Raw genomic sequence first — 20745 nt, 5'->3', positions numbered from 1 at the left:
ACGAGGCGGTCGCGGCGGTGCACCGCGACGACGCGTACGCCAACCTGGTGTTGCCGGCGATCCTGCGCGAGACGGGCCTGTACGGCCGGGACGCCGCCTTCGCCACCGAGCTGACCTACGGCACCCTGCGGCACCTGGGCACCCTGGACGCGGTGCTGACCGCCGCCGCCGGGCGGGACGTGGCCCGGATCGACCCGCCGGTGCGCGACGCGCTGCGGCTCGGCGCGTACCAGCTCCTGCACACCCGGGTACCGCCGCACGCGGCGGTCTCCTCCACTGTGGACCTGGTCCGGTTGGTGGGCGCGGGGGCGACCGGGTTCGCCAACGCGGTGCTGCGGGAGGTCACCACCCGCGACGCCGACGGCTGGGTGGCCCAGCTCGCCCCGTCGGCCGAGACCGACCCGATCGGGCACCTGGCGCTGGCGTACAGCCACCCGCAGTGGATCGTGCGGGCCTTCAGCGAGGCGCTCGGCGGTGACCTGGGGGAGACCACCCGGCTGCTGATCGAGGACAACGAGCGTCCCCCGGTGCACCTGTGCGCCCGGCCGGGCCTGGTCGACGCGGTGGAGCTGGCCGACGAGGTCGGCGGCGCCCCGGGCGCCTTCTCCCCGTACGCGGTCTACCTGTCCGGCGGCGCGCCCGGCGACCTGCCGGCGGTGGCGCAGGGGCGGGCGCACGTGCAGGACGAGGGGTCGCAACTGGTCGCCGACGCGCTGGTCGCCGCCGGGCTCGACGGCCCGGACGGCCGGTGGCTGGACCTGTGCGCCGGCCCCGGCGGCAAGTCGGGGCTGCTCGGCGCGCTCGCCGCCCAGCGGGGGGCCCGGCTGACCGCGGTCGAGGTGGCCGAGCACCGGGCCCGGCTGGTGGCCGAGGCGACCCGGGGGCTGCCGGTGACCGTGCTGGCCACCGACGGGCGGACCGTCGGCAGCGACCCGAAGCTGCCCGAGGGGCACTTCGACCGGGTGCTGGTGGACGCGCCCTGCACCGGGCTGGGCTCGCTGCGGCGGCGGCCGGAGTCGCGGTGGCGGCGGCAGCCGTCGGACCTGTCGGCGTTGACCCGGTTGCAGCGGGAACTGCTCGCCGCCGGGTTGCGGGCGGCCCGACCGGGCGGGGTGGTGGCGTACGTGACCTGCTCCCCGCACACCGTGGAGACGCACGTGTCGGTGACCGAGGCGGCCCGGCGCTGCGGCGTCGGGGTGGACTTCGTCGACGCCCGGCCGCTGCTGCCGGCGGGGATGCCCGGCCTCGGTGACGGGCCGACGGTGCAGCTCTGGCCGCACCGCCACGGCACCGACGCGATGTTCCTCGCCACCCTGCGCCGCACCTGACCCACCGCCCCGCCCCGCCTGGTGGCGCGACCCGGGCGGGGCGGGTCAGGTGGTGGGGAGGCCCTGGGGGCCGGCGTCACGCATGGAGCGGGTGAGCTTGCGGTCGTCGCTCCACAGGAAACAGCGCACGCCCCGGTCCCCCTCCTCCCACTCCCGCTGCGACGGCGGGTAGAAGATCGAGCCGGCCCGGTACGGCAACTCGCTGTTGACCGGTACGGCGGCGAAGGCCGCGACCAGGGTCATGCAACGCCGGTGCACCTGGGCGTTGGCCTTGCTGAACTCCGCCCAGGTCATGTCCCGTTCCTCGTACACGCCGACGAACTCGGCGCGGTGCGGCTCGGTGCAGAGCACCGGGGCCATGTAGTTGAGGTTGCCGCCGATCAGCTTCGGGTCGAAGCAGCGGTGGGCCAGGGGCGAGTCGCCGAGCAGGGCGCCGCGCAGGCTGCCGACCCGGTTGACCGGGCGGGTGTTGTCGATGCTGTCGGTCTCGCTGAGGTCGCACCGGAACCAGCGCGCGCCGACCCGCCACGCCGAGGTGGACGGTACGGCGATGTTCAGGGTGAGCCGGGCCGATCGCCAGTCCCCGCCGAGCACCTGGCGGGCCCGCTGGTCGCACTCGGCGCGGGCGGTGCGCAGGGCCGGGGAGCCGGGCTCCGGCCGGGTGTCGGCCTCGGCGCCGGCGCCGGTGAAGGTGCCGACGTGGATCGCCTCGGCGAGGTGGCTGCGGGCGCAGTCGACGGTGTCGTAGGTGCTGGCCTGGACCACCACGCTGAGCCGGGGCAGGCAGGCCCCGGCGGCGGGGACGAACGCCCGGGGCGGACGCAGCGCGGGCCAGTCGTCGGTGAGGTCACCGTCGGAGCCGTGTGGCGGCACGCAACCGGTGAGCAGCAGCACCACCGCACCGGCCAGCGCCAGCGCACCACGCCACCGTCGCATCGTCTGCCCTTTCCGGGAGCTGACGGCCGGTCGCCGCGACCCGTACGGCGTTGCGCCGCCGGGCGAGCAGCATACGCCACCGTCCCTGTTGGAGTGTTACGGTGTTTCCGTTGATCAGCCAGTCATTGCTGACTTTTCAGCCCGGATCGCCGGAGCGGAACGGCCAATTGTGTACCACCGGTCACGGGTGGGTGACAACGGGTCTCGGATGGTGCCGCGATGGCGACGTCCGGTGGCGGCGTTCGTACACTGGCCCGGTGACCGTACCTCCGCCGATCATCGCGCCGAGCATCCTGGCCGCCGACTTCGCCCGCCTGGCCGAGGAGATCCGCGCCGTCGAGGGCGCGGCGGACTGGGCCCACGTCGACGTCATGGACAACCACTTCGTGCCCAACCTGACCATCGGCCTGCCCGTGGTGCAGAGCCTGCGGGCGGCGACCGAGATCCCGTTCGACGTGCACCTCATGATCGAGGACCCGCGCCGTTGGGCCCCCGGGTACGCCGACGCCGGGGCGTACAACGTCACCTTCCACGCCGAGGCGTGTGACGACCCGGTCGCGCTCGCCAAGGACCTGCGCTCGGCCGGGGCCAAGGCGGGGCTGGCGATCGACCGGGACACCCCGATCGAGCCGTACCTGGACCTGCTGCCCAGCTTCGACACCCTGCTGATCATGACGATCAAGGCCGGGTTCGGCGGGCAGCGGTTCATCCCGCACCTGCTCGACAAGGTCCGGGCCGCCCGGCGGCACGTCGCCGCCGGCCACTTGGACCTGCGCATCGAGGTCGACGGCGGGATCGCCGCCGACACCATCGAGCAGGCCGCCGAGGCCGGTGCGGACGCCTTCGTCGCCGGCACCGCCGTCTACGGCGCCGCCGATCCCGCCGAGGCGGTCCGCAGGCTGCGCTCCCTCGCCGAGCGCGCCGGCGGCGGGCACTGAGCATGGACGCCGACGGCGACCGGCCCGATGTCATCCTCGTCGTCGACGACGACGCGGACATCGCCCGTTTCGTCGAGTTCAACCTGCGGCTGCACGGCTTCGACGTGATCCACGCCGCCGACGGCCAGGAGGCCCTGGAGGTCATCGAACGCCGCCGGCCGGACCTGGCCGTGGTGGACCTGATGATGCCCCGCATCGACGGGCTCGAACTGACCCGCCGGCTGCGCGCCGACCCGATGACCTCCGCCCTGCCGGTGATCATGCTGACCGCCAAGGGGATGACCGTGGACAAGGTGCACGGCCTCGCCGCCGGCGCCGACGACTACCTGGTCAAGCCCTTCGACACCGCCGAACTGGTGGCCCGGGTCAGCTCCACGCTGCGGCGCAACAAGGAGTTCCGGGAGGTCTCCCCGCTGACCGGGCTGCCCGGCAACAGCCGGATCCGCCGGGAGATCAGCGACCGGGTCCGCAGCGGCGCCGACTACGCGGTCGGCTACATCGACATCGACCGGTTCAAGAGCGTCAACGACCGGTACGGCTTCGTCCGGGGCGACGAGTTCATCTCCGCGCTGGCCCGCAGCCTGCACCGGGCCCTGGTCACGGTGGGCCTGCCACCGGCCTTCCTCGGTCACGTCGGCGGCGACGACTTCGTGATCGTGTGCAGCCCCGAGCAGGTCCGCCCGCTGACCTCCCGCGCCGTGGTCGACTTCGAGAGCGCCGCCGACGCGCTCTACGACCCCACCGACCGGGAACGCGGGTTCGTCGAGTTGAAGGACCGGCGGGGCAACATCCGCCGGGCCGCCCTGGTCACCCTCTCCATCGGCGTCTCGCTCTCCGACGCCGGCAAACGGATCACCGATCCGCTCGCCGCGATCGCCACCGCCTCGGAGATGAAGACGGTCGCCAAGAGCCAGCCCGGCTCGTACGTCGCGGTGGACCGTCGCCGCTCCCTGTGAGTAAGCACGCGGGAATAGCGACATCGGGGCATTGTCGTGTAAGACTTCTTCAGGTACCCACCACGCGCTGGCGGGACTCGGTGTAATTCCGAACCGGCGGTGATCCACGGTCCGACCGTGGTAAGCCCGCGACCCGGACGGCCTCGGCCGCCCGGTGGACCTGGTGAGAATCCGGGGCCGACGGTTGAGTGCGGCACCACCGCGCTCAGACAGTCCGGATGGGAGACAGCGCGCGGGACGGATGGGCCCTGCCGGCCGCTGACCTCAGCCGCCGCGCGTGGGTGTCCCCCGGGGGCGGCTGTGCCGTTCCCGGCCTCCGCCGCCGCCTGCTCTCACCGCCTGCGCGCGACCGGCGAGCGAGAGGGCAGGAACAGGCGATGACCGGGGTCTCCGTCGACGAGGCGATGCGTCGCGCGATCGAACTCGCGGCCCGTGGTCTCGGCACCACCAGCCCCAACCCGGTGGTCGGCTGCGTGCTGCTCGACGCCGCCGGCCAGGTCGTCGGGGAGGGCTTCCACGCCTACGCCGGCGGGCCGCACGCGGAGATCGTCGCGCTGGCCCAGGCCGGTGAGCGGGCCCGGGGCGGCACCGCCGTGGTCACCCTGGAACCCTGTGACCACACCGGCCGCACTGGCCCCTGCAGCACCGCGCTGATCAACGCCGGGGTGGCCCGGGTGGTGATCGCCGTGCCGGACCCGGACCCGGTCGCCACCGGCGGGGCCGAGACGTTGCGCGCCGCCGGGGTCCGGGTGGACGTCGGGGTCCGCGCCGACGAGGCCGAGGCCGGCAACGTCGCCTGGCTGACCTCGGTGCGCCGGGGCCGGCCGTACGTGATCTGGAAGTACGCCGCGACCCTGGACGGCCGGGCCGCCGCCGCCGACGGCACCAGCATGTGGATCACCTCCGAGGCGTCCCGGATCGACGTGCACGCGCTACGCGGCACGGTCGACGCGGTGATCGCCGGGGTCGGTACCGTCCTCGCCGACGACCCCCGGCTCACCGCCCGCAACCTGCGCGACGGCAGCCTCGCCATCCGCCAGCCGCTGCGGGTGGTGGTCGACTCGGCCGGCCGTACCCCGCTCGACGCCCGGGTCCGCGACGGCGCGGCCCGGACCTGGATCGCCACCGGCAAGGAGGTCGGGTTCGACCCGACGGGCCGGGTGGACCTGACCGCGCTGCTGGCCGCCCTGCACGAGCGCGGGATCCGGGCGGCGCTGCTGGAGGGCGGGCCCCGGCTGGCCGGCGCGTTCCTCGCCGCCGGCCTGGTCGACCGGGTGGTCGGCTACGTCGCGCCCCGGCTGCTCGGCGCCGGGCCGGCCGCGCTGGTCGACGCCGGTGTGGGCACCATCACGGAGGCCATCGACCTCGACGTGACCGACGTTACGCAGATCGGCCCCGACTTGCGTATCACCGCGGTACCCCGGAAGAGGGAGAGCTGACATGTTCACCGGCATCGTCGAGGAACTGGGTGAGGTCGTCCGGACGACGTCGACGGGCGGCGACTCGGCGCTGTTCGCCCTGCGCGGGCCGCTGGTCACCGGCGACGCCCGGCACGGCGACTCGATCGCGGTCAACGGGGTCTGTCTCACCGTGGTCGACGTCGACGGCGACGTCTTCACCGCCGACGTGATGGGGGAGACCCTGCGCCGCTCCGCCCTCGGCGCGCTGCGCCCCGGCGACCCGGTCAACCTGGAACGGGCCGCCGCGCTCGGCTCCCGGCTCGGCGGCCACCTGGTGCAGGGCCACGTCGACGGGGTCGGCGAGGTGACCGCCCGGGAGCCGGCCGAGCAGTGGGAGACGGTCCGCTTCCGGCTCCCCGACACCCTGGCCCGGTACGTGGTGGAGAAGGGCTCGATCACCGTCGACGGGGTGTCGCTCACCGTCGCCGGGGTCGGCGCGGACTGGTTCACCGTCGGGCTGATCCCGACCACCCTCAAGCTGACCACCCTCGGCTCCCGGCGCGTCGGCGACCCGGTCAACCTGGAGGTCGACGTGCTGGCCAAGTACGTCGAGCGGCTGCTCGGCTCCCGGCTGCCCGGCGGGGACGCCTGATGGACCCGCTGACCTGGCTGCTGCACGCCCAGACGCAGATCGCCGGCGAGCCGGTGCTGGTCCGCGAGATTGTCGGCAACGGCTTCGGGCTCGCCTCGGCGCTGCTCGGGCTGCGCCGGGTGGTCTGGGCGTGGCCGGTCGGCATGGTCGGCAACGCGCTGCTGCTCACCGTCTTCCTCGGCGGGGTCTTCGCCACCCCGCAGGCCCACGACCTGTACGGGCAGGCCGGCCGGCAGGTCTTCTTCTTCGCGGTCAGCCTCTACGGCTGGTGGCGCTGGGGCCGGACCCGGCGGCTCGGCACCGCACCCGACGGGGCGGCGGTGGCCCCCCGCTGGGCCACCGGGCGGGAACGGCTGGGCCTGCTGGCCGTCGCCGTGGCCGGCACCGCCGTGGCGTACCCGGTGCTCGCCGCCCTCGGCTCCTGGGGGCCGCTGCCGGACGCCTGGATCCTGGTCGGCAGCCTGCTCGCCACGTACGGCATGGCCCGGGGCTGGGTGGACTTCTGGCTGATCTGGATCGCCGTGGACGCGGTCGGCGTACCGCTGCTGCTGCGCGGCGGCTTCTACCCGTCGGCGGCGATGTACCTGCTGTACGGCGTCTTCTGCGCCGCCGGCCTGGCCACCTGGTGGCGTACCTCCCGGGCCCTGCGCCCGGCCCGCAGCCCGATCCCGTCGACCTACTCGGAGGCCGTGGCATGAACGAGCGAGACGAACCGGACCGGACACCCACCGACCCCGCCCCGACCAGCGGATTCGGCAGCATCGAGCAGGCCCTGGCGGACATCGCCGCCGGTCGCCCTGTCGTCGTGGTCGACGACGCCGACCGGGAGAACGAGGGCGACCTGATCTTCGCCGCCGAACTCGCCACCCCGGAGCTGCTGGCCTTCATGGTCCGCTGGACCTCCGGCTACATCTGCGTACCGCTGACCGAGGCGGAGGCCGACCGGCTCGACCTGCCGCCGATGCACCACACCAACCAGGACCGGCGGGGCACCGCGTACACGGTGACCGTGGACGCCCGGGAGGGGATCACCACCGGCATCTCCGCCGCCGACCGGGCGCACACCATCCGGCTGCTCGCCGATCCGGCCACCGGCCCGGCCGACCTGGCCCGACCCGGGCACCTGGTGCCGCTGCGCGCCCGCTCCGGCGGGGTGCTGCGCCGTCCCGGGCACACCGAGGCGGCGGTGGACCTGACCCGGCTCGCCGGGCTGCGCCCGGCCGGGGTGATCTGCGAGCTGGTCAACGACGACGGCACCATGATGCGCCTGCCCGACCTGGAGAAGTTCTGCGCCGAGCACGGCCTGACCCTGGTCACCATCGCCGACCTGATCGCCCACCGGCGGCGTACCGAGAAGCAGGTCGAGCTGGTCGCCGAGGCCCGGATGCCGACCCGGCACGGGGTGTTCCGGGCGATGGGCTACCGCGCCGAACACGACCCCGCCGAGCACGTCGCCATGGTCATGGGGGACCTCGGCGACGGGCAGGACGTCCTGGTCCGGGTGCACTCCGAGTGCCTCACCGGGGACGTCTTCGGCTCGCTGCGCTGCGACTGCGGCCCCCAGTTGGACGCCGCCCTGGCCCGGGTCGCCACGGAGGGCCGCGGCGTGGTCCTCTACGTCCGCGGGCACGAGGGGCGCGGCATCGGGCTGCTGCACAAGCTCCAGGCGTACCAGCTCCAGGATCTCGGCCGGGACACCGTCGACGCGAACCTCGATCTGGGCCTGCCCGCCGACGCCCGGGACTACGGCACCGGCGCGCAGATCCTCTACGACCTCGGGGTCCGCTCGATGCGGCTGCTCACCAACAACCCGGCCAAGCGGGCCGGCCTGGAAGGCTACGGGCTGACCATCCTCGGCCGCGAGGGCCTGCCGATCCGCCCGCACCCGGAGAACGTCCGGTACCTGCGCACCAAGCGGGACCGGATGGGACACCTGCTCGACGAGTTGGACGACATCACCGAGACCCCGGCCGGCCGACGGGCCGCCGGCGACGAGATCGGAGCATGATCATGGCAGGCTTCGGGGAACCCGGGGTGGAGGCGGTCGACGCCGCCGGCCTGACCGTCGGCGTGGTGGCCGCGCGCTGGCACGGCGACCTGACCGACCACATGCTCGACCGGGCGGTCGCGGCGGCGCAGGCGTGCGGCGCCCGCGCCGTCGTCGCCCGGGTCGCCGGCTCGGTCGAACTCCCGGTCGTCGCGCAGGCCCTGGCCCGCCGCTGCGACGTGGTGGTCGCCCTCGGCGTCGTCGTCCGGGGCGCCACCGCCCACTTCGACTACGTCTGCCGCTCGGTCACCGACGGCCTGACCCGGGTCGCGCTCGACGAGGGCAAGCCGGTGGCCCACGGCGTCCTGACCGTGGACACCATCGAGCAGGCCCGCGACCGCGCCGGGCTGCCCGGCTCGGCCGAGGACAAGGGCTGGGCGGCCACGGTCGCCGCCCTCGACGCCGCCCTGGCCATCCGGGGCCTCGGCGCCACCAACGGCCACCGCGTCGGCTTCACCGGCTGAGGTCTCCCGGGGACCGCGTCTCAGCCCTTCGACAGGGACCGGGTGCGGTTCCGTTCGGGGACCAGGAGAAGCAGCGGACCCCACGGTCGCCGCGTTCCCGGGCCGCCGGTGGGGGGAACCCGTACGCCGCATGCCATCGTCGCGAGTGGACGATGGCGTGATCCTGTGGGTGGGCGGTCCGGGCCGACGGTTCCGCTGTCCACGGCCTGTCGAGCTGCCCCGGCTGGAAGACCGTCGGCCGGCCTGTCGAGCTGCCCCGGCTGTCAGACCGGTCGCCCCGCTGGGGCGCGGGCCCGCCCGTGCTGTCGCGGTCGCCGGTTCCGTTGTCGCCGGTCGCTCGCTGGTTCCGGGCGTGCCCCGTTCGTGGGGGCAGCTCGACAGGGGGTGTGGGGCACGGTCCCGTCGGGCCCACGCGGAGCCCACCCGCCTAGAGGCGGCCGGCTTCGATGATGCGGGCCAGGAACTGGCGGGTGCGGGGTTGGGTGGGGGAGCCGAGAACCTGTTCCGGGGGGCCGGTCTCGACGACCCGGCCGCCGTCGAGGAAACAGACCTGGTCGGCGACGTCGCGGGCGAAGCTCATCTCGTGGGTGGCGAGCACCATCGTCATCCCCTCGGCCTTCAGGTCGCGGATCATGGTCAGCACCTCGCCGACCAGTTCCGGGTCCAGGGCCGAGGTGACCTCGTCGAGCAGGAGCAGCCGGGGGTTGTTGGCCAGGGCCCGGACGATGGCCACCCGCTGCTGCTGGCCGCCGGAGAGCCGGTCCGGGTACGCGTCGGCCTTCGCCCCCAGCCCGACCCGGTCGAGCAGGTCGCGGGCCTGGGCCTCGGCCTCGGCGCGGGCCCGGCGGTGCACCCGGCGCGGGGCCAGGGTGATGTTCTCCAGCACGCTCAGGTGCGGGAAGAGGTTGTACGACTGGAAGACCATGCCGATGCGGCGGCGGACCCGGTCGGGGTCGACCCGGGGGTCGGAGATCTCCTCGCCGTCGAGCTCGATGGTGCCGTCGTCCAGCTCCTCCAGGAGGTTGACGCAGCGCAGCAGGGTCGACTTGCCCGACCCGGACGCGCCGATCAGCGCCACCACCTGGTGTTCGGCCACGGTCAGGTCGAGCTGGTCGAGCACCACGTGGCCGGCGAAGACCTTGCGGAGCCCTTGGCAGCGCAGCAGGGCCACGGTCAACCTCCGGACTGGCGGCGGGCCGCCCGCAGGGTCACCTGGTCGGTGACGGCGATCAGGGGGATGGCGAGCAGGACGAAGAGCACCCCGGCCACGATGTACGGGGTGTAGTTGAAGCTCTCCGCGGTGGCGATCTGCGCGGCCCGGACCGCGTCGATCGGCCCGGCCAGGGAGACCAGGCCGACGTCCTTCTGGAGCGCCACCACGTCGTTGAGCAGGGGCGGGGCCACCCGGCGGACGGCCTGCGGCAGCACCACGTGCCGCATGGTCTGCCGGTAGGTCAGCCCCAGCGAGCGGGCCGCCGCGAGCTGGCTGGGGTGCACCGACTCGATGCCGGCGCGGAACACCTCGGCCAGGTACCCGCCGTAGGTGAGCACCAGGGCCAGGCCGCCGAGCACCAGCACCGGCGGCATGCCCTGCAACCGCAGGCCGGGCACGCCGAGGGTGAGCAGGTAGAGCACGATGATCAGCGGCAGGCCCCGGAACGTGTACGTGTAGCCGGCGGCGAGCGCCCGGACCGGGAAGAAGACCGGCCCGCGCAGGGTCCGCAGCACCGCGATCAGCAGCCCGAGCAACAGGGCGCCGGCCGCGCAGCACACCAGCAGCCGGACGTTGAGCCAGAGGCCGGTGAGCACCTCGGGCAGGGCGTCCCGGGCGATCCGTGGGTCGAGGAACGACTCGCGGACCCGCTGCCAGCCGGGCGCGCCGGTGACGGCGAACACCAGCAGCGTGCCGACCGCCGCCGTGGAGACGGCGGCGGTCAGCACGCTCAGCACCGTCTGCCGGCGCCGGTACGCGGCCCGTTCCCGCTGGGCGGGGGAGGGGGTCCACGCGGTCGGGGAGATCGTGCGGGGCGGGACGGTCACGTGAGCTCAGGAGCCCCGGCGCTCTGGGCGAGCCACTTCTCCTCAAGCTGCTTGAGGCCGCCGGTGCTGGCCAGCTCGCCGACCACCTTGCTGACGCAGCCGGTCAGCGGGGAGCCCTTGTCGAGCAGCAGCCCGAACGCCTCGGGGACGCCGACCTGGGGCAACTGCCCCACGATCACCGCGTCGTCGATCTCCGCGCCGGTGATGTAGAAGGCGGTGGGCAGGTCGACGACCAGGCCGTCGAGCTGGCCGTTCTGGAGGGCCTTCTTGGCGTCGTCGTTGCTGTTGTAGACCTGCGGCTGCGTCGTGGGCTGGATCAGGTCGGTGATCGCCTGGTAGCTGGTCGTCCCCACCTGGGCGCCGAGCTTGGCGCCCTTGAGGTCGGCCAGCGACGTCTTGCCGGCGATCTTCGAGGACTTGAGCGCGATGACGGTCTGCCGGACCAGGTAGTACGGGGCGGAGAAGTCGACCGCCTGCTTGCGTTCGTCGGTGATCGAGAACTGGTTGATGTCGAAGTCGAAGGTCTTCGGGCCCGGGGCGATGGCGGCGTCGAACTTCACCCGGGTCCAGGTCACCTCCTCGCGGGTGTACCCGAGCTTCTCGGCCACCGCGTACGCGACGGCGGACTCGAAGCCCTCGCCGTTGTCGGGCTTGTTGTCGACGAACCACGGCTGGTACGCCGGCTCGTCGGTGGCGATGGTGAGCGTGCCGGGGGTACGGGTCTGCAGGTTCTCCTTGGTGCAGGCCGCCTGTCCGGCGGGGTCGGGTGGGGCGGTGTTCTCCTGCGGGGCGCAGGCGGTGACCGCGAAGAGGACGGCGCCGGCGGTGGTGATCGCGGCGATACGAGGGGTGCTGGCCATGGCGGACAGCGTAGAGGCACACCTCGATGCCGTCGATGATCTTCCCACCATGTTGGTGGGAATTGTGACCCATCGATGCAGGTCGCGGTCGGTGGGCTGGTCGGGCGGGGCGGTGACCACGAGGTGGCACGGGGTCGACCCGGTGCGCGGGTCCGCCGGCTGGCTGGAAGAATCGGGGCGTGAAGACGTTCGAGGAGCTGTTCGCCGAGCTGCAGGCCAAGGCCGCCGCCGGCACCCCGGGCTCGGGCACGGTCGCCGCCCTGGAGAAGGGCGTGCACTTCATCGGCAAGAAGGTCGTCGAGGAGGCCGCCGAGTCGTGGATGGCGGCCGAGCACGAGGGGCCGGAGCGGGCCGCCGAGGAGATCTCACAACTGCTCTACCAGGCCCAGGTGCTGATGCTCGCCACCGGTCTCGAGCTCAAGGACGTCTACCGACATCTGTGAGTGCCCCCACCCGGTGATCAGACCCGATCGAAGGAGCACTCCGTCATGCTGCGTGTCGCCGTACCGAACAAGGGCACCCTGGCCGAGCCGGCCGCCCAGATGCTGCGCGAGGCGGGCTACCGCCAGCGCCGCGACCCGAAGGACCTGGTCTGCTGGGACGAGGCCAACGAGGTCGAGTTCTTCTACCTGCGTCCCAAGGACATCGCCACCTACGTGGGCTCCGGCGACCTGGACCTCGGCATCACCGGCCGGGACCTGCTGGTCGACTCCGGCGCCCCCGCCGAGGAGGTCCTGGACCTCGCCTTCGGCGCCGCCACCTTCCGCTTCGCCGCCCGGCCGGGCGCCATCGCCAGCGAGAAGGACCTGGGCGGGCACCGGATCGCCACCGCCTACCCCGGGGTGGTCCGGCGCTACCTCGCCGACAACGACCTCGCCGCCGACGTGATCCGGCTCGACGGCGCGGTGGAGAACGCGGTCCGGCTCGGTGTCGCCGACGTGGTCGCCGACGTCGTCTCCACCGGGGCCACGCTGCGCCAGGCCGGTCTGGAGATCATCGGTGAGCCGCTGCTGCGCTCCTCGGCGATCATGGTGCGCCGCGCCGACGGCCCCGGGTGCGCCCCGGCCGACCAGCTCCTGCGCCGGCTGCACGGGGTGCTGGTCGCCCGCCGGTACGTGATGCTCACCTACGACGTGCCGGCCGGCCTGCTGGACCGGGCCAGCGCGCTGACCCCGGGGATCGAGTCCCCGACGGTCTCCCCGCTGCACCGGGAGGGCTGGGTGGCGGTCCAGGCCATGGTGCTGCGCGACGACGTGCACCGGATCATGGACGAGCTGTACGACCTGGGGGCCCGCGCCATCCTGGTCACCAACCTGCACGCCTGCCGGCTGTGAGGCGGCTGCCGGCCGGGGTGGCGCTGGGCGTCGTCCTGCTCGGCGGCACCGCCTCGGCGGCCCAGGGGGCGGTCAACGCCGCGTTGGGCGAGCGGGCCGGCAGCCCGGTCCTCGGCGCGGTGGTGAACAACCTCGGCGGCACCCTGCTGGTGCTGGCCGCGCTGGCGGTGCTGCCGTCGATGCGGGCCGGCCTGGCGGTGCTGCGCCGGACCCGCCCGCCCTGGTGGACGTACCTCGGTGGGCTCGGCGGGGCGGCGATCGTGGTGATCGCCACGTACGCGGTGCCGGTGCTCGGGGTGGCCGTGTTCACCATCGCCCAGGTCGCCGGGGGCAGCCTCGGCGGCCTCGCGGTGGACCGGGCGGGGCTGGCCCCGATCGGGCGGTTCCCGCTGACCGGGCCGCGGGTCGTCGGCGCCCTGCTCGGCGTCGGCGCGGTCGGCCTGGCCCAGGTGGGTCGCCCGCTCGGTGACCTGGCCCCCGGGGTGGTGCTGCTCGCCGCGGGCGGCGGGCTGGCCGTGGCGGTGCAGACCGCGCTCAACGGGCGGCTCGCCGCCGCCAGCACCGCCGCCGCCGGGACCCTGGTCAACTTCCTGGTCAGTACCCCGGTGGTGCTCGGCGTCGCGCTCGCCGTCGGCGGGTTCGCCGGCCCGCCCCCGGCCTGGCCACCCACCTGGTACCTCTACACCGGCGGGCTGCTCGGCCTCGGGATCGTGGTCAGCCTGCTGGTCGGGGTGCGTGCGCTCGGTGTGCTGCGGACCGGCCTGGCCCTGGTCGCCGGTCAGCTCACCGGGGCGCTCCTGCTGGACGTGCTGCTGCCCGGCGGGACCGGGCTGCGGCTGCCGGTGCTGCTCGGCGCGCTGCTCACGCTGGTGGCCGTGCTGGTCTCCGGGCGGGGCGCCCGCCGGGCGGTCCGGGTGGCGTCCGCGACCCGACCGGCGGACGATGGCAGACTGGTGGGGTGAGTGGATCCGAGATGGTGACCCTGCGGCCCCGTCGAATCCGGGTGGTCTGCTGGGCCTCCGCGGTGGCGTTGATCGTGACGTTCAGTCTGATCGGCGCCTCGTTGCAGGGGCCGACCGGCGACGGGTACGGCACCTTCCAGCGCGGCGACGGGTTCGCCATGGTCGGTCTCGGGGTGCTCGGCGCGCTCGCCATCCTGCTCTTCACCCGTCCCCGGGTGCAGGCCGACGCCTGGGGCGTGCGGGTCCGCAACATCGTCGGCTCGTACGAGCTGCCCTGGGAGGTCATCCGGGGGGTGCGGTTCGACCGGGGCGCCCCCTGGGCCAGCCTGGAACTGCACGACGACGACCTGATGCCGATGGTCGCCCTCCAGGCCGCCGACAAGGAGTCGGCGGTCGAGGGGGTCCGGGCGCTGCGCCGGCTGCACCAGACGCACGCCTCCGCCCCCAGCCGCTCCTGACCCGCCGCGCCGCCGCCCGGGGTCAGGGTGTAGAGTGGTCGAGTCGACCAGGCTGTCCGCGTTCGCCGTGCACATGGCGAGCGGCCGGCAGCCTCGAAGTGGAGCGCCTGCTCCCACCCGCGTCGCCGTCTGAGGCGGTCGGGTCCGGTCACCGGTTCCGGGCACGCCCCGGTTCCGGATGCGCGATCATGTGATCGTGCCGACCGGTCGAGCGGGCCCTGGCATGCGCCGGGGCCTTCTGCTTTCCGGGTCGGGCTCCCACCCGGGCGCCCGCGGGGTCGGCCACGCAGGAGTTACGGACTCGAGGAGGCCCCATCAGCGTCGAACCACGCGTGAACGAGCAGATCCGGGCACGTGAGGTCCGACTGGTCGGCCCTGAGGGTGAGCAGGTGGGCATCGTCCCGCTGGAGCGCGCCCTGCAGCTGGCCGCGGACGTCGACCTGGACCTGGTCGAGGTTGCGCCGATGGCGCGCCCGCCGGTGTGCAAGCTCATGGACTTCGGCAAGTTCAAGTACGAGAGCGCACTGAAGGCGCGCGAAGCGCGGCGGAACCAGCAGCAGACCGTCATCAAGGAGATGAAGCTCCGGCCCAAGATCGACCCGCACGACTACGAGACCAAGAAGGGTCACGTGGTGCGGTTCCTCAAGGCCGGCGACAAGGTCAAGGTGACGATCATGTTCCGCGGTCGGGAGCAGAGCCGCCCGGAGCTGGGGTACCGGCTCCTGCGCCGGCTCGAGTCCGAGATCTCGGAGCTGGGGTACGTCGAGGCCGCTCCGAAGCAGGACGGTCGAAACATGATCATGGTGCTCGCGCCGCACCGCGCCACCAAGGCCGCCGCCACGGCGGCCCGGGGTGGGGGGCCGCGTGAGCGGGAGAGCGGTGCCGCCGAGGCGCCGCCGGCCGAGGCGGCCGGACCCGCCGGTACCACCGGCGAGTGACAGGGGAGAAGACGGTTCAATGCCGAAGATGAAGAGCCACACGGGTATGGGCAAGCGGGTCAAGGTGACCGGCAAGGGCAAGGTCGTCGCCCAGCAGGCCGGCATGCGCCACAACCTGGAGAAGAAGGCCTCCACCCGGACCCGCCGGCTGACCGGCACGGTCGAGGTGGCCAAGGCCGACGTCAAGCGAATCAAGAAGCTGCTCGGCCGCTGACGCGCGCCACCTGAACCGACGAAGGAGTTGAGATGGCACGCGTCAAGCGGGCTGTGAACGCCCAGAAGAAGCGCCGTTCCGTGCTCGAGGCCGCGAGTGGCTACCGCGGCCAGCGGTCCCGGATGTACCGCAAGGCCAAGGAGCAGATGCTGCACTCGTTGCAGTACGCCTACCGGGACCGTCGTGACCGCAAGGGCGACTTCCGGCAGCTCTGGATCCAGCGGATCAACGCGGGCGCCCGTGCCAACGGGCTGACCTACAACCGCCTGATCCAGGGGCTGCGGCTGGCCGGCGTCGAGGTGGACCGCAAGATCCTGGCCGACCTCGCCGTCAACGACGCCACCGCGTTCGCGGCCCTGGTCGAGGTGGCCCGCGCGGCCGTCGCCGCCGAGGGCACCGGCGGGGCCAAGGCCCAGGCCGCCTGATCCACCCGTACCAGCTCATCGAGGCGTCTCCCGTGCGGTCACCGTCGCGCGGGAGGCGCCTCGACGACGTACCGGAGGCCCCGCTGTTCACCCCGCGTACGCCCCGGATCGTCGCGGCCCGTCGGCTGCACCGTCGCCGGGACCGCGACACCACCGGCCGGTTCCTCGCCGAGGGGCCGCAGGCCGTCCGGGAGGCCCTCGCCGCCCCCGGCGTGGTCACCGAACTCTTCGGCACCCCCGCCGCCCTGGACCGGTACGCCGACCTGGCCGGGCGGGCCGCCGCCGACGGCGTACCCGTCTCCCCGGTCACCGACGACGCCCTCGCCGCGCTCGCCGACACGGTGGCCCCGCAGGGCCTCGTCGCGCTCTGCCGGCACCTGGACGTGCCGCTGGCGACCGCGCTCGACGGCGGGCCCCGCCTCGTCGCGGTGCTCGCCGGCATCCGTGACCCGGGCAACGCCGGCACGGTGCTGCGCACCGCCGACGCGGCCGGGGCGCAGGCGGTGGTCTTCGCCGGGGAGACCGTCGACCCGTACAACGGCAAGTGTGTGCGCTCCTCGGCCGGCAGCCTGTTCCACGTCGACGTGGTGCGCGCCGCCGACCCGGTCGAGGTGGTGGCCGCGCTGCGGTCCGCCGGCCTCACCGTCCTCGCCACCACCGGGTACGGCGACCGCGACCTGGACGACCTGGCCGACGACGGGGCGCTGGCCACCCCGACCGCCTGGCTCTTCGGCGCCGAGGCGCGCGGGCTGCCCGAGGAGCTGACCGCCGCCGCCGACGCCCGGGTCCGGGTGCCGCTGCACGGGCGCGCGGAGAGCCTCAACCTGGCTGCGGCGGCTGCCGTCTGCCTGTACGCTTCAGCCAGGGCACTGCGCCCACGGTGAGCCGTGCGGCGTGGTCAGACCACAGGGGAGAGCGTCCGAGATGGTGAACGCGCGTCGGCGTTCGTTTAGCCAGCCCGCCGGTGTCGGCGGGCGGCGGGCCTGACCCTTCCCCCTGCCCGACTCCCACCGGCGGGCTGCGGCACAGCCGCGCGTCCGTAGACTCGCTTCGCCGCCCGCGAGGGCCGGCACCGCCGTGAGGGAGTGCCCGTACGCCATGAGCTACCGCAACGATCCGTACGACCCGAAGCAGGTCGCCCTGCTCGACCCGGCCGCCCTGGCCGCCGCCGTCGCCGACGCCGAGAAGGCGTTCGCCGACGCGGCCGACCCGGACGCGCTGACCGCGCTGCGCCCCGCGCACCTGGGGGACCGGTCCCCGGTGTCGCTGGCGCGCCGGGAGATCGGCGCGTTGCCGCCGGCCGCCAAGTCCGACGCCGGCAAACGGGTCAACGAGGCCCGCCGTGCCGTCGAGGCCGCCTACGCCGCCCGCGCCGAGATCCTGGAGCGCGAGCAGGCCGCCCGGGTGCTGGTCGAGGAGCGGGTCGACGTGACCCTGCCGTCCGGCCGGCGGCCGGTGGGCGCCCGGCACCCGGTCACCACGCTGATGGAGCGGATCAGCGACTTCTTCGTCGGGATGGGCTACGAGGTGGCCGAGGGGCCCGAGGTCGAGTTGGAGTGGACCAACTTCGACGCCCTGAACATCCCCGCCGACCACCCCGCCCGGGGCCTGATGGACACCTTCCACGTCGCGCCCCCGGCGGGCGCGGACAGCTCCGGTCTGGTGCTGCGCACCCACACCTCGCCGGTGCAGGCGCGGACCATGCTGACCCGCAAGCCCCCCATCTACGTGGTGGTGCCGGGCCGGGTGTACCGCACCGACGAGTTGGACGCCACCCACGCGCCGGTCTTCCACCAGGTCGAGGGCCTGGTGGTGGACAAGGGCATCACCATGGCGCACCTGCGCGGCACCCTGGACCACTTCGCCCGCGCCATGTTCGGCGAGGGCGCGAAGACCCGCTTCCGGCCGCACTACTTTCCGTTCACCGAGCCGTCCGCCGAGTTCGACGTCTGGTTCCCGGAGCACCGCAAGGGCCCGCAGTGGGTCGAGTGGGGCGGCTGCGGCATGGTCAACCCCCGGGTGCTGCGGGCCTGCGGGATCGACCCGGAGGTCTACTCCGGATTCGCCTTCGGTATGGGCATCGACCGGACCGTCATGTTCCGGCACGGGGTCGGCGACATGCGGGACATGGTCGAGGGCGACGTGCGGTTCACCCGCGCGTTCGGGGTGGGGGCGTAGGCGATGCGGGTACGAGACACGGGAACGGTGGTCTGAGTCATGCGAGTTTCTGTCAGCTGGCTGCGGGAGTACGTCGACCTCCCCGCCGACCTGCCCACCGGCGACCTGGAGCAGGCCCTGGTCGACCTCGGCATCGAGGTGGACGCCGTCGAGGACCTGCGGGAGTCGGTCACCGGCCCGCTGGTGGTCGGCGAGGTGCTGGAGATCGAGGAGCTGACCGGCTTCAAGAAGCCGATCCGGTTCTGCCGGGTCGACGTGGGCGCCGCCAACGGCACCGGCGAGCCGCAGGAGATCGTCTGCGGGGCACGCAACTTCGCCCCCGGCGACAAGGTCGTGGTGATCCTCCCCGGCGGGGTGCTGCCCGGCGACTTCGCCATCGGCGCCCGCAAGACGTACGGCCGCAACTCCCACGGCATGATCTGCTCCGCCAAGGAACTGGGGCTGGGCGACGACCACTCCGGCGTCATCGTGCTCCCCGCCGACGTGGCGGCGAAGCCCGGCGACGACGCGCGCCCGGTGGTCGGCCTCGACGAGGTCGTCCTGGAGCTGGAGGTCACCCCGGACCGGGGGTACGCGCTCAGCGTGCGCGGCCTGGCCCGGGAGCTGTCCCTCGCGCTCGGCGTGCCGTTCCGCGACCCGGGGCTGGCCCCCGCCCCCGGCGGCACGGCCGAGCCGGCGTACCCGGTGCGGGTGCTCGACACCGTCGGCTGCGACCGGTTCGCCGCCCGGCTGGTGCGCGGGGTCGACCCGACCGCGCGGACCCCCGGGTGGATGCAGCGGCGGCTCACCGTCGCCGGCATCCGCAGCATCAGCCTGCCGGTCGACATCACCAACTACGTGATGCTCGAACTCGGCCAGCCGATGCACGCCTTCGACGCCGAGCGGATCGCCGGGCCGCTGGTGGTGCGCCGGGCCGAGGCGGGGGAGAAGCTGACCACCCTGGACGGGGTGGCCCGCACCCTCGCCGCCGAGGACATGGTGATCTGCGACGACACCGGCCCGATCTCGCTCGCCGCGGTGATGGGCGGCGAGACCAGCGAGGTGGTCGCCAGCACCACCGACGTGCTCTTCGAGGCCGCACACTGGGACCCGGCGATGGTCGGCCGCACCGCCCGCCGGCACAAGTTGTTCAGCGAGGCGGCGAAGCGCTGGGAGCGGGGCGTCGACCCGGCCCTGCCGCTGGTCGCCATCGAGCGGGCGGTCCGGCTGCTCGCCGAGCACGGCGGCGGCACCGTCGGCGAGCAGATCCTCGACCTCGACCACGTCGCCCCGCGTACCCCGGTGGTGCTGCCGGCCGACCTGCCCAGCCGGCGGGTCGGGGTGCGGTACCCGACCGAGCGGGTGGTGGACATCCTGGCGCAGGTCGGCTGCGTCGTCACCCGGGCCGCCGACCGGCTCGCCGAGGACGCCGGCAGCGTGGGCACCAGCGTCGGCGACGCCGAGGTGCTCACCGTCACCCCGCCGAGCTGGCGGCCCGACCTGACCGACCCGGCCGACCTGGTCGAGGAGGTGGTCCGCCTCGACGGGTACGACCGGGTGCCCTCGGTGCTGCCCACCGCGCCCCCCGGCCGGGGCCTGACCGCGCGGCAGCGGCGTCGCCGGGCGATCGCCCGGTCCCTGGCCGACCAGGGGTACGTCGAGGTGCTCAGCCAGCCCTTCGTCGCCCCGCAGCTCGCCGACCAGCTCGGCCTGCCCGCCGACGACCCGCGCCGTCCGGCGGTCCGGCTGGCCAACCCGCTGTCCGAGCAGGAGCCGCTGCTGCGCACCACGCTGCTCGGCCCGCTGCTGGAGGCGGCCCGGCGCAACCTCGGCCGGGGCCTGCGCGACCTGGCCCTGTACGAGATCGGCACGGTGTTCCACCCGCGCCCCGACGCCGGGGCCCCGCCCGCGATGGGCGTCGACCGGCGGCCCACCGACGCCGAGTTCGCCGCCGCCGACGCGGTGGTACCGGCCCAGCCGCAGCACGTCGCCGTCGTGCTCACCGGGGACGTCGAGCCCGCCGGCTGGTGGGGACCGGGTCGCCAGGCCGGCTGGGCGGACGCGATCGAGGCCGGTCGGGCGGTGCTCGCCGCCGCCGAGCTGCCGGCCGGGCGGATCGAGGTCCGGGCCGCCGACCACGCCCCCTGGCACCCCGGCCGCTGCGCCGAGCTGCTGGTCGACGGCGTCGTCGTCGGGCACGCCGGTGAGCTGCACCCGGCCGTCCTCGCCGGGCTGGAGCTGCCCCGCCGGACCTGCGCCATGGAGCTGGACCTGGACGCGCTGCCGGCCGCGCCGACCGTCCCCGCGCCCGGGGTCTCCGGGTTCCCGCCCGCGCTGATCGACGTCGCCCTGGTGGTGGACGAGTCGGTGCCGGCCGAACAGGTGCAGCGGGCCCTCGTGGAGGGCGCCGGGGAGCTGCTGGAGGACGTCCGCCTCTTCGACGTGTACGTCTCCGAGCAGGTGGGCGCCGGCCGTAAGTCGCTGGCGTACAAGCTCACCTTCCGGGCCCCGGACCGGACGTTGACCGTCGAGGAGGCGGTCGCCGCCCGCGACACGGCGGTGGCCCGCGCCGCCGCCCGCCACGGCGCCACCCTGCGCGGCGCCTAGGGCGTAAGGAAGGGCCCCTTGTTAACGCT

The 20745-nt window shown here is 74.2% G+C and carries 22 protein-coding genes and 1 riboswitch; of the genes, 18 read left to right on the top strand and 4 right to left on the bottom strand.

Features of this window, described 5'->3' with window-relative positions:
- Positions 1 to 1328: RsmB/NOP family class I SAM-dependent RNA methyltransferase (locus AWW66_RS20540; RefSeq protein ID WP_067368950.1), on the top strand; the 1328-nt coding region annotated here is incomplete at its 5' end.
- 45 nt (positions 1329 to 1373) lie between these two features.
- Here AWW66_RS20540 and AWW66_RS20535 read toward each other — a convergent pair.
- Positions 1374 to 2264, bottom strand: a complete 891-nt coding sequence (locus tag AWW66_RS20535) for a septum formation family protein (protein WP_067368943.1) — start codon at positions 2262 to 2264, stop codon at positions 1374 to 1376.
- 257 nt (positions 2265 to 2521) lie between these two features.
- Here AWW66_RS20535 and rpe point away from each other — a divergent pair, with 257 nt between their 5' ends.
- The 7 genes from rpe (at position 2522) to ribH (ending at position 8721) form a co-directional block, all read left to right on the top strand.
- Positions 2522 to 3202 carry a ribulose-phosphate 3-epimerase gene (rpe, locus tag AWW66_RS20530; RefSeq protein WP_067368941.1) on the top strand — a complete coding sequence of 227 codons (681 nt, stop codon included), beginning with the start codon at positions 2522 to 2524 and terminating at the stop codon, positions 3200 to 3202.
- Between the two features lie 2 nt (positions 3203 to 3204).
- Entirely contained in the window at positions 3205 to 4158 is a 954-nt protein-coding gene (locus AWW66_RS20525; protein WP_067368939.1) for a response regulator, read from the top strand.
- A 62-nt stretch (positions 4159 to 4220) separates the two neighbouring features.
- Positions 4221 to 4392, top strand: a riboswitch (FMN riboswitch).
- Between the two features lie 143 nt (positions 4393 to 4535).
- On the top strand, positions 4536 to 5597 hold the full coding sequence (ribD, locus tag AWW66_RS20520) for a bifunctional diaminohydroxyphosphoribosylaminopyrimidine deaminase/5-amino-6-(5-phosphoribosylamino)uracil reductase RibD (RefSeq protein WP_067368936.1): 1062 nt from the start codon (positions 4536 to 4538) through the stop codon (positions 5595 to 5597).
- A gap of 1 nt (position 5598) precedes the next feature.
- Positions 5599 to 6210, top strand: a complete 612-nt coding sequence (locus AWW66_RS20515; RefSeq protein WP_067368930.1) for a riboflavin synthase — start codon at positions 5599 to 5601, stop codon at positions 6208 to 6210.
- Positions 6210 to 6908 carry a nicotinamide riboside transporter PnuC gene (gene pnuC, locus AWW66_RS20510; RefSeq protein ID WP_067368927.1) on the top strand — a complete coding sequence of 233 codons (699 nt, stop codon included), beginning with the start codon at positions 6210 to 6212 and terminating at the stop codon, positions 6906 to 6908. Before AWW66_RS20515 ends, pnuC begins: the two co-directional genes overlap by 1 nt.
- A complete protein-coding gene (locus AWW66_RS20505; RefSeq protein ID WP_067368924.1) occupies positions 6905 to 8218 on the top strand; it encodes a bifunctional 3,4-dihydroxy-2-butanone-4-phosphate synthase/GTP cyclohydrolase II in 1314 nt (437 codons plus the stop codon). The genes pnuC and AWW66_RS20505 overlap by 4 nt, the downstream gene beginning before the upstream one ends.
- Positions 8219 to 8220: 2 nt before the next feature.
- Entirely contained in the window at positions 8221 to 8721 is a 501-nt protein-coding gene (ribH, locus tag AWW66_RS20500) for a 6,7-dimethyl-8-ribityllumazine synthase (protein WP_067368959.1), read from the top strand.
- Between the two features lie 427 nt (positions 8722 to 9148).
- Here ribH and AWW66_RS20495 read toward each other — a convergent pair whose 3' ends face one another.
- Genes AWW66_RS20495 through AWW66_RS20485 form a run of 3 tightly spaced genes read right to left on the bottom strand, consistent with a single transcriptional unit; the run spans position 9149 to position 11621 of the window.
- A complete protein-coding gene (locus AWW66_RS20495) occupies positions 9149 to 9892 on the bottom strand; it encodes an amino acid ABC transporter ATP-binding protein (RefSeq protein WP_067368921.1) in 744 nt (247 codons plus the stop codon).
- 2 nt (positions 9893 to 9894) lie between these two features.
- Positions 9895 to 10761 (bottom strand): amino acid ABC transporter permease, encoded by an 867-nt coding sequence (locus AWW66_RS20490; protein WP_396890442.1) that lies wholly within the window; start codon positions 10759 to 10761, stop codon positions 9895 to 9897.
- Positions 10758 to 11621 (bottom strand): ABC transporter substrate-binding protein, encoded by an 864-nt coding sequence (locus AWW66_RS20485; protein WP_067368918.1) that lies wholly within the window; start codon positions 11619 to 11621, stop codon positions 10758 to 10760. Before AWW66_RS20485 ends, AWW66_RS20490 begins: the two co-directional genes overlap by 4 nt.
- Before the next feature lie 179 nt (positions 11622 to 11800).
- Between AWW66_RS20485 and AWW66_RS20480 the strand changes: the two genes are divergently transcribed.
- The 10 genes from AWW66_RS20480 (at position 11801) to pheT (ending at position 20716) form a co-directional block, all read left to right on the top strand.
- Positions 11801 to 12064: a phosphoribosyl-ATP diphosphatase gene (locus AWW66_RS20480; RefSeq protein ID WP_036375234.1), complete on the top strand. Its 264-nt coding sequence runs from the start codon at positions 11801 to 11803 to the stop codon at positions 12062 to 12064.
- A gap of 45 nt (positions 12065 to 12109) precedes the next feature.
- Positions 12110 to 12955: an ATP phosphoribosyltransferase gene (gene hisG, locus AWW66_RS20475; RefSeq protein WP_067368915.1), complete on the top strand. Its 846-nt coding sequence runs from the start codon at positions 12110 to 12112 to the stop codon at positions 12953 to 12955.
- Positions 12952 to 13917: a DMT family transporter gene (locus tag AWW66_RS20470; protein WP_067368912.1), complete on the top strand. Its 966-nt coding sequence runs from the start codon at positions 12952 to 12954 to the stop codon at positions 13915 to 13917. The genes hisG and AWW66_RS20470 overlap by 4 nt, the downstream gene beginning before the upstream one ends.
- Positions 13918 to 13928: 11 nt before the next feature.
- Positions 13929 to 14375 carry a PH domain-containing protein gene (locus AWW66_RS20465; protein WP_067368909.1) on the top strand — a complete coding sequence of 149 codons (447 nt, stop codon included), beginning with the start codon at positions 13929 to 13931 and terminating at the stop codon, positions 14373 to 14375.
- Positions 14376 to 14707: 332 nt separating this feature from the next.
- Positions 14708 to 15313 (top strand): translation initiation factor IF-3, encoded by a 606-nt coding sequence (gene infC / locus AWW66_RS20460; protein ID WP_067368907.1) that lies wholly within the window; start codon positions 14708 to 14710, stop codon positions 15311 to 15313.
- Positions 15314 to 15332: 19 nt separating this feature from the next.
- On the top strand, positions 15333 to 15527 hold the full coding sequence (rpmI, locus tag AWW66_RS20455; protein WP_067368906.1) for a 50S ribosomal protein L35: 195 nt from the start codon (positions 15333 to 15335) through the stop codon (positions 15525 to 15527).
- Between the two features lie 32 nt (positions 15528 to 15559).
- Complete coding sequence (gene rplT, locus AWW66_RS20450) at positions 15560 to 15952, top strand: 50S ribosomal protein L20 (RefSeq protein ID WP_067368904.1); 393 nt, start codon at positions 15560 to 15562, stop codon at positions 15950 to 15952.
- Between the two features lie 32 nt (positions 15953 to 15984).
- The gene (locus AWW66_RS20445; protein WP_067368900.1) at positions 15985 to 16836 is read left to right on the top strand and encodes a TrmH family RNA methyltransferase; all 852 of its coding nucleotides are present in this window, start codon (positions 15985 to 15987) and stop codon (positions 16834 to 16836) included.
- Positions 16837 to 17050: 214 nt separating this feature from the next.
- Positions 17051 to 18130, top strand: a complete 1080-nt coding sequence (gene pheS, locus AWW66_RS20440) for a phenylalanine--tRNA ligase subunit alpha (RefSeq protein WP_067368898.1) — start codon at positions 17051 to 17053, stop codon at positions 18128 to 18130.
- Between the two features lie 39 nt (positions 18131 to 18169).
- Positions 18170 to 20716: a phenylalanine--tRNA ligase subunit beta gene (gene pheT, locus AWW66_RS20435; RefSeq protein WP_067368894.1), complete on the top strand. Its 2547-nt coding sequence runs from the start codon at positions 18170 to 18172 to the stop codon at positions 20714 to 20716.
- Positions 20717 to 20745: the final 29 nt, after the last annotated feature.

Origin of the sequence: Micromonospora rosaria, assembly GCF_001567585.1 — a bacterium.
Classification (GTDB): Bacteria; Actinomycetota; Actinomycetes; order Mycobacteriales; family Micromonosporaceae; genus Micromonospora; species Micromonospora rosaria.
Note: the sequence above shows the minus strand (reverse complement) of the source record. Positions and strands in the feature narration are given on the sequence as shown.

What these genes read in the sequence shown, in the direction of transcription:
- AWW66_RS20535 (WP_067368943.1), bottom strand. Translation starts at nt 2,264, where the DNA reads ATGCGACGGTGGCGTGGTGCGCTGGCGCTGGCCGGTGCGGTGGTGCTG.
- rplT (WP_067368904.1), top strand. Translation starts at nt 15,560, where the DNA reads ATGGCACGCGTCAAGCGGGCTGTGAACGCCCAGAAGAAGCGCCGTTCC.
- ribH (WP_067368959.1), top strand. Translation starts at nt 8,221, where the DNA reads ATGGCAGGCTTCGGGGAACCCGGGGTGGAGGCGGTCGACGCCGCCGGC.
- AWW66_RS20515 (WP_067368930.1), top strand. Translation starts at nt 5,599, where the DNA reads ATGTTCACCGGCATCGTCGAGGAACTGGGTGAGGTCGTCCGGACGACG.
- hisG (WP_067368915.1), top strand. Translation starts at nt 12,110, where the DNA reads ATGCTGCGTGTCGCCGTACCGAACAAGGGCACCCTGGCCGAGCCGGCC.
- AWW66_RS20525 (WP_067368939.1), top strand. Translation starts at nt 3,205, where the DNA reads ATGGACGCCGACGGCGACCGGCCCGATGTCATCCTCGTCGTCGACGAC.
- pheS (WP_067368898.1), top strand. Translation starts at nt 17,051, where the DNA reads ATGAGCTACCGCAACGATCCGTACGACCCGAAGCAGGTCGCCCTGCTC.
- AWW66_RS20485 (WP_067368918.1), bottom strand. Translation starts at nt 11,621, where the DNA reads ATGGCCAGCACCCCTCGTATCGCCGCGATCACCACCGCCGGCGCCGTC.
- AWW66_RS20505 (WP_067368924.1), top strand. Translation starts at nt 6,905, where the DNA reads ATGAACGAGCGAGACGAACCGGACCGGACACCCACCGACCCCGCCCCG.
- pnuC (WP_067368927.1), top strand. Translation starts at nt 6,210, where the DNA reads ATGGACCCGCTGACCTGGCTGCTGCACGCCCAGACGCAGATCGCCGGC.
- AWW66_RS20465 (WP_067368909.1), top strand. Translation starts at nt 13,929, where the DNA reads ATGGTGACCCTGCGGCCCCGTCGAATCCGGGTGGTCTGCTGGGCCTCC.
- ribD (WP_067368936.1), top strand. Translation starts at nt 4,536, where the DNA reads ATGACCGGGGTCTCCGTCGACGAGGCGATGCGTCGCGCGATCGAACTC.
- rpmI (WP_067368906.1), top strand. Translation starts at nt 15,333, where the DNA reads ATGCCGAAGATGAAGAGCCACACGGGTATGGGCAAGCGGGTCAAGGTG.
- pheT (WP_067368894.1), top strand. Translation starts at nt 18,170, where the DNA reads ATGCGAGTTTCTGTCAGCTGGCTGCGGGAGTACGTCGACCTCCCCGCC.